Raw genomic sequence first — 6,550 nt, 5'->3', positions numbered from 1 at the left:
CGCTCGCCCGCCCGGACGGTGAGGTCGGCGTAGGTGGTGAGGTCGCGCCCGTAGGTCTCGGCCTCGCCGTCCAGCCAGACCGAGGGTAGCCAGGTCACGGCAACGTGACCCGGCTACCCGACCACACGAATGCCCGCACCGACGGCAGGCCTGATCCGGGGTACCGCGAGCCATGAGGCACGCCAGCACCTGAGCGAATCGGTTCGGCCCCGGCCGCCGACGTCACGCCGGAGCGTCGTCGTAGCCCCCATCCCATTCCTGCTTCGAACGCGGGCGCAGGATCTCGTCCACCACGTCCCCACTGAGTCCAGCCGAAGCGGCCAGGTCTTCCTCGGCCATGCCTGCGGCGACCGCCGCCCTCACCAACCACGACCGCTGCTCGGCCACCCGCCGCACGTACTCGGAGCCGTCGGCCCCGTAGCGCTCCGCCCAGGCGTGTGCAGCGAGTTCGGCCCAGTGCGTGCCCTGTTTGCCGCGCGGGCCCGGGTCGCCGAAGTGCCCGGGGCAGCGCGATCCAGGCCCAGCCGGAGCGCGCTCGGCGCAGCCTCGGTGGCCGCACAGCTCCACCACCCAGATGCCGCGGTGTCCCCACTGGCTCCCGCCGGCCTGCAACCGCCGCGAGGGCAGCCGCTCGTCGCCGGGTGACAGCAGCGTCGCCCAGCCTGCGGGGGACGAGCCGTCCTCGATCTCGAACGGCCCGCGCGGCCCCATGCCCTGAGAGGTCAACCGACCCAATAAGGCCGGTCGATCCGACAGTATGTCGGGTTGCCCAGCGGCTTTGGATTTCGGTGGACACGAAAGACCCCTCATGGTTCATGAGGGGTCTTTTGCATTTGCGCTGTTCAGGCGCGGTGTGCGGGGTGGGGTGGGTGTGCTTGGTGGTCAGGGCTGTGGGTTGTTCGGAACGGGTGCCTCGTAGCGGTCGAACAGGTCGGTGAAGAATCGGCGGAGGAGGGGGTCGGCTCGGTCGGGGTTGCTCAGCTCGGCGGATGCGAAGCGGAACACGTCGTAGCCGCGGAGTTTGAGGTCCCGGTCGGAGCTCACGGTGTCCGTGTAGGCGTTCGCGTTCGCGTAGTGGTGGCGGCCGTCGACTTCGAGGACCACCCGCCGGCCGTTGGGCAGGAGCATGAGGAAGTCCATCCGGTGCCGCAGGAGAGCGTCCGTGCCGCGTTGGCGGACGGTCCTGGGGTCCCAGTGCAGCCAGACTTCCGGGAGCAGGGCGGGCAGGTGCGGGATGTGCCGGCCGTGGATGCGGTGGTAGAGGCGGAAGAGGTGGATCTGCGGGGAGTCGTTCTCGTCGGGCTGGCAGGCCATCAGGCGGTTGTAGAGGGTGGTCTTGGCGGTGGCGTCGCCGGCGGTGCCGGTGGCGTGCTGCCACCATTGCTGCAGCTCGTGCCAGCGCAGGCCTTCGGGTCCGATCGGCCGGTCGTAGTAGAGGACTTCGTCGAGGCCCTGGAGGACCTCGATGTCGTTGTCGACGGCGCTGAGGAAGCGGATGTCCGGTTTGGCGGACGAGGCGAAGACCAGGTTCTTCGGGCTGCGGCCCGGTGCGGAGCCGGTGCGCAGGAGCCGGAAGTGCGGGTAGCCGTCCTGCAGACCCGTCTGCTCCAGGCGGGCGCCGGCCTGTGCGAGGAAGGGGTTGGCCGCCTCGACGATGCGCTGCTGTACGGCGGCGTCCGGGACGGTGTCGGCAGAGGTGAGGGCTTCGACGAAGCCGGCGAAGCGCGGGTGGGGCGCCTCGAACGCACCGAGCTGCTCGAAGAGGTCCTCGGTGGACCAGTCGCCCGGGTTGCGGAACACGTGCCGCTGGATCCGGGCGCGCAGGCTGTGCGGTGACGCCGCGAACAGCGTGACCACATCGTCGTCCAGGACCCACCATCGCTGCAGCAGCCGTTCGAAGCGCTCGGGTCGGTGGACGAGCAGGTCGAGACCGAGGGCCCGGGCCAGTTCGCGCCGAAGGCGCCCCGGTATCTCCACCGCGGGGGTGCCCGCCCACAGGGCGTCTTCGAGGCCGGCCCGCTGCGCCGGGGTGAGGAAGGCTTGGTCGGAGGCGAGGAGGAGCCGGGCGACGGTGGGAAGGTCCTCGTCGGCGAGGTCGGTCAGGCACGCCTGGAGCCGTTCGTGTTTGGTGCCGGCGTCCTGCGGGGGCGGTTGCGGCAGGCCGAGCTGCGGGCACAGTGCGGTCAGGTCGCGGTGGCTGTGGGAGCCCAGGCCCATGACGGCCTGTCCCACCCGCTCGCGCAGCAGTGGTGTCGTGTCGTGGTCGGCCATGGCGGGAGTGTGGCAGAGGCCGCCGGATTCCGGGGAGGGATCCGGCGGCCTTCAGGTGGCGGTCGGGGTTCAGTCCCGGGTCTGCCGCCTGGGGGTCCAGCCGTGGGGGTTGTTGGGGGTGTAGCGGTTGGCGGGGCGGCGGCGGGCGGGCTGGGTGGCGCTCTGGAGGGTGTCGAGCCAGGCGGCGAGTTTGCGGTGGTTGGCGTGGGCGAGCTGGAAGGCGAGGAGGAGGGACTGGGCGGCGATGCCGCGGATGCGTCGGGTGCGGGATCGCTCCAGGGCTTCGTGGTCCTTGGCGTACTGGTTGAAGTGCTCGTTGTTTATCTAGAGCTCGGTCGTCGGGCGGGGCTGTGACCTGGGCGTTCGCCTCGTGGACGGTGTCGTTCACGCAAGTCGGCGGACGCCCAGGACGGAGTTCAGCAGGGACCCATCGTTGCGGAACCGCGACGTTCGGCGGCTGGCTGCCGGTGGGCGCGCTGGTCACCGAGGGCATGGGCGAGCTGCCGACGGAGCCGCTGGTTGTCCTCGGTGAGCTGGCGGATCCGCGCGTTGGCCTCTTCGAGTCGTTGACGCAGCGAGGCATCGGTGGCGCGTTCGCCAGCGGGGACTGTGGGCCGCGAGGTTGGACGGGTCTCTGGGCGGAGCCGCTGGATCTCGGAGCGGAGATCGGCCTGGGTGTAGAGCCACGACCGGGAGACTGCGGCGGCGCGAGCCACTGCCTCGAAGGTGATGGCGGCGCCGGTGCGTTCGAGTTCTCGTAGGGCCTGGATGGCCTTGGACCGGGTGAGCTCGTGCCGGCGGCGGGCCGCGGTGACCAGGTGGGCAGAGTTGTCAGCCGGCATCGGACTGCCTTCCGTCGTGGGCGCCGTCGCTCTCAAGCGAGGCGATGACCGTGTCGAGGTTGATGAGTACCGTCTGGTTCATCTCCGCCAGCCGCCGCTGGCCGCGGGCCTCGGCCGCCGAGATGATCTGGAGGACCTCACTGCGCTGACGGCGGTGCTGGGGCAGGAACTCTGCCGTGGTCATGAACATCGGGCAGGTCAGGCAGGCATTGGCATGCGGGCAGCTCTGTTGTACTGGCAGGCCGCAGTAGCCATTGGGTAGGGCCTGGGTGGCCCGGGAGAGCCGGTGCTTGGCCCAGGATGCTTCGGCGAGCGGCCCGGCCGGGTCCAAGACGACGTCCTGGCCGCTGATGTTGACCTTCCGGGCCTTCTCCCAGTGCGTGCGGATGGTGCTGTCGTGCAGGCGCGCGTAGTGCGCTGTCATGGCCGGAGAATCGTGGTCGAGGATGCGTCGGACGACCTCCTGGGGGACGTCGCGGTTGATCAGCCGGGTGGCCAGGGTGTGACGCCACTGGTGCGGGGTCAGGTGTACCGGCTGGCCGTGTTCGCTGCGGACCTCGCAGGCGGCCAGCCAGCGTCGCAGCCCCATCCGGTAGGTGCTGTGGCTGATGGGGCGGGTTCCGTCGACGTTCCTCATTCGACGGGGGAACAGGACCGGCGTGCCCTGCGGCCAGCGTGCCAGCAGCTCCTTCTGCTGGTCTCGGATCATCTTGTCGAGTTGCTCGTCGATCGGCACCAGCGCTTCGCGCTTCATCTTGTGGTTGAAGTACTTCAGGTAGGAGGCGCCTTCGGAGTCGTGGACGATGCACTCGAAGCGGAGTTTCAGGGCGTCGGACAGCCGCAGGCCGCAGCGCATGAGGATGACCGTGACCAGCTCGTGGGCGGGGTGGTGCCATCGCCGCAGGTTCGCCGGGTCCTCGACCTGGGCCATGACGTGCTCGGCCAGAGCGCGGGGAAGCGGGTCGGAGCGCTTCGGGTAGTCCGTGGTGAAGAACATGGCGCCGGTTGGCAGCGAGGCGTCCCAGCCGTGTCGGCGGATCGCGGTGAAGAAGGTGTTCAGCGCGCTGAGGTGGCTGGCCAGGTAGTGGTCGCTGTCCAGGGTGGTGTGCAGGTGGGCGAGGTAGCGCTCCAGCACCGCGCGGTCGACTGCCGCGAGCCGGTCGATGTCGGGTTCGTGGTCGGCGAGGAAGACGGCGAGCTGGGTGACGGCGAGGACTCCGCGGCCGGCGGTGCTCTTGCTGGTGCCGGTGGACAGCCGCCAGCGCGTCCAGCGCTTGGCCAGGTCCCGCAGCCAGGGCTGGGGCATGCGGTCGAAGCGCAGGGTCGCGTTGGTGGCGCTCAGCCCGAGGCTTCGCAGACGCCACACGTCGCGGGGATACTCCACCTGCCAGCCGGTGCCGGTCAGGAGGTCCTCCAGCCTGCCACGGGCGTAGAGGACCAGCCGGACGGCCTTGGTCGCCATCGCAGACTCGGCCTGGGCGAACTCGCGCCACCGCTCCTCCGGCAGATCCAGCGTCGACGTCGCGCCACTGGCTTGCAGCAGGCGGATGGCGGCGCTGACCGTGGTGGGCGTCGCCTTGCCGGCCGCCTCGTCACGGCGGCACTGAAGCGCGTACTGCATCTCGCGCCGAAGCTGCGGCGGCAGGTCGGCGAGGATGATCCGCTCGCATGGCGGCAACTGCTCTTCGCTGTGGGCCTGTTGGGCGAAATCGCCGATCGGCGGGCATCCGTGCTGACGCCACTGGTGGGCATGGCGGCGACACCAGGGGCCGCTGGACTGGGCCCACCGCTCGCAGTCGTGGACCGCGCAGTCGACGGGGGCGGTACGGGTGGCCACGGGAGTGAGCAGGGCGATCCCGGCAGGCAGAGCGGGAACGCCGAGCCGCTTCCAGGCGTGGTGGTGCGAGCGGCACAGCCCGCGCATGTACGTGGCGAAGTTGCAGTCGGCGGCCTGGCAGGCGGGCACCGGCTCACGGTGCCCGACCGGCGGGGCGGTCGCGGCGAAGTGCTCCAGGTCCGGGCGGCCAGCGTAGGCCCAGCGGGCGTGGTGCCCGTTGCAGAGCCCACGCGAGTGGGCCCCGCGCGGGCAGCCAGTCACCTTGCAGGGCGGGGCCCCGAAGACGGGGTCCTGGACGTCGAAGACGATCTCGTCGCCGCGGAACTCCAGACGGGTCGCGGCCAGGAGCTTCTCGCGCAGACCGGGAGGCGCTGCGTGTCCTTCCGAGGGTGCGTGCGGGGTGGTCACCAGGTCACCTCGTTTCCGGTGAACCAGCCGGCCGCTTCGAGGACCTTGCGGGCGTCGGCGGCGGTGAGGTGGCCGTAGACCTGCAACGTCGTGGTGACCGAGGAGTGCCCGAGGATCGTCGAGACGCTCTCCAATGGGACGCCGTCGCGCAGCATCCGGGTCGCCGCCGAGTGACGGCACCAGTGCGGATCGAAGTCCAAGCCGGTCCGCTGACGTATGCGTTTCACCAGGTCATAGACGGCCGGGTAGGCCAGCGCCTGGCCGCGGGGCTCGGCGAACAGGTTCACGAACACATAGTCGGAGTCCAGGTCGCCGTACTCGCCGTGCATGTAGTCGCCGTAGAGGCGGATCAGCGATGCGCTGACGGGGATGTGTCGTGGGCGCCGGGACTTCGACCGGGCCTGGTTGGCGTTCAGCCTCGGGGTGATGGTGATCTCCTGCTTCGCGGCGGCGATATCCTCGTGCCGCAGGCCCAGGGCCTCGCCGATACGGATGCCGCTGTCCCAGAGCAGGGCGAACAGGAACCGGTCCCGTAGCCGGGTGCAGGCGTCCAGGACCGCCTGGGCTTCGGCGGCGGTCAGGACCCGTGGCAGCTTCCGGGGAGCCTTGAGGGATATGGCCCTGCGTGCGTGCGGCTTGTCCTTGCTGATGTGGTGCAGGAACGGCTTCCAGCCTCCGCGGCCGCCGGGCTGCCAGGTGGTCAGCAGCTCGCCGACGTCCTCGCCCTGCCGTGCCTGGTGCTGGTAGAAGGCCGAGACAGCGGCCAACTTCCGGTTGACCGTGGCCGCCGAGATGTGCGGCTCCACCGAGGGCAGCACGGCCACCCTTCCGCTCCGGGCGGCCGGTGGCAGCCGGAGCCAGGTGATGAACTCGCCGATGTCCTCCAGTCGGACCTCGCGCCAGTCCAGGCCGCTGCTGGACAGGAATACCCAGTAGTCCTTCAGGTCGTGCGCGTATGCCTTAACGGTGTTCGGGGACTTGTCGGTGTCGGTCAGGAACGCCAGGTAGCGCTCGATCGGCTCGACCGGGGCATCGTCATCCCCCAGGACCGTCCACGAGTCCATCGGCGAGGTGGACAGGGCCACCCGCTGAACGTGCATTGCTCCTCCGTTTGCTCCATGTGCTGGACGAGGGAGGAGATAACCATGTCCACGACGTTCGCTGCTGGCAGGATCGGGCCCGTGAACGACAT

The 6,550-nt window shown here is 70.1% G+C and carries 6 protein-coding genes; 1 reads left to right on the top strand and 5 read right to left on the bottom strand.

The window, feature by feature from the left end:
* Positions 1-222 precede the first annotated feature (222 nt).
* Together ABTY61_RS32505 and ABTY61_RS32500 are read right to left on the bottom strand one after the other, a co-directional pair.
* A complete protein-coding gene (locus ABTY61_RS32505; RefSeq protein WP_350508723.1) occupies positions 223-726 on the bottom strand; it encodes a hypothetical protein in 504 nt (167 codons plus the stop codon).
* 156 nt (positions 727-882) lie between these two features.
* A complete protein-coding gene (locus tag ABTY61_RS32500) occupies positions 883-2,271 on the bottom strand; it encodes an AbiJ-related protein (RefSeq protein WP_350508722.1) in 1,389 nt (462 codons plus the stop codon).
* A 204-nt stretch (positions 2,272-2,475) separates the two neighbouring features.
* Here ABTY61_RS32500 and ABTY61_RS32495 point away from each other — a divergent pair, with 204 nt between their 5' ends.
* A complete protein-coding gene (locus tag ABTY61_RS32495) occupies positions 2,476-2,625 on the top strand; it encodes a hypothetical protein (RefSeq protein ID WP_350508721.1) in 150 nt (49 codons plus the stop codon).
* A gap of 62 nt (positions 2,626-2,687) precedes the next feature.
* Here ABTY61_RS32495 and ABTY61_RS32490 read toward each other — a convergent pair whose 3' ends face one another.
* Genes ABTY61_RS32490 through ABTY61_RS32480 form a run of 3 tightly spaced genes read right to left on the bottom strand, consistent with a single transcriptional unit; the run spans position 2,688 to position 6,458 of the window.
* Positions 2,688-3,113, bottom strand: coding sequence for a DUF6262 family protein (locus tag ABTY61_RS32490; RefSeq protein WP_350508720.1), 426 nt, complete (start codon positions 3,111-3,113; stop codon positions 2,688-2,690).
* Entirely contained in the window at positions 3,103-5,358 is a 2,256-nt protein-coding gene (locus tag ABTY61_RS32485) for a tyrosine-type recombinase/integrase (RefSeq protein ID WP_350508719.1), read from the bottom strand. The genes ABTY61_RS32490 and ABTY61_RS32485 overlap by 11 nt, the downstream gene beginning before the upstream one ends.
* Complete coding sequence (locus tag ABTY61_RS32480) at positions 5,355-6,458, bottom strand: tyrosine-type recombinase/integrase (protein ID WP_350508718.1); 1,104 nt, start codon at positions 6,456-6,458, stop codon at positions 5,355-5,357. The genes ABTY61_RS32485 and ABTY61_RS32480 overlap by 4 nt, the downstream gene beginning before the upstream one ends.
* Positions 6,459-6,550 lie beyond the last annotated feature (92 nt).

This window comes from Kitasatospora sp. NPDC096128, from assembly GCF_040303105.1.
GTDB lineage: Bacteria > Actinomycetota > Actinomycetes > Streptomycetales > Streptomycetaceae > Kitasatospora.
This window is presented reverse-complemented; position numbering and strand designations above follow the sequence as displayed.

Coding starts and splice junctions, on each gene's coding strand:
- ABTY61_RS32490 (WP_350508720.1), bottom strand. CDS start 3,113: ATGCCGGCTGACAACTCTGCCCACCTGGTCACCGCGGCCCGCCGCCGG.
- ABTY61_RS32500 (WP_350508722.1), bottom strand. CDS start 2,271: ATGGCCGACCACGACACGACACCACTGCTGCGCGAGCGGGTGGGACAG.
- ABTY61_RS32480 (WP_350508718.1), bottom strand. CDS start 6,458: ATGCACGTTCAGCGGGTGGCCCTGTCCACCTCGCCGATGGACTCGTGG.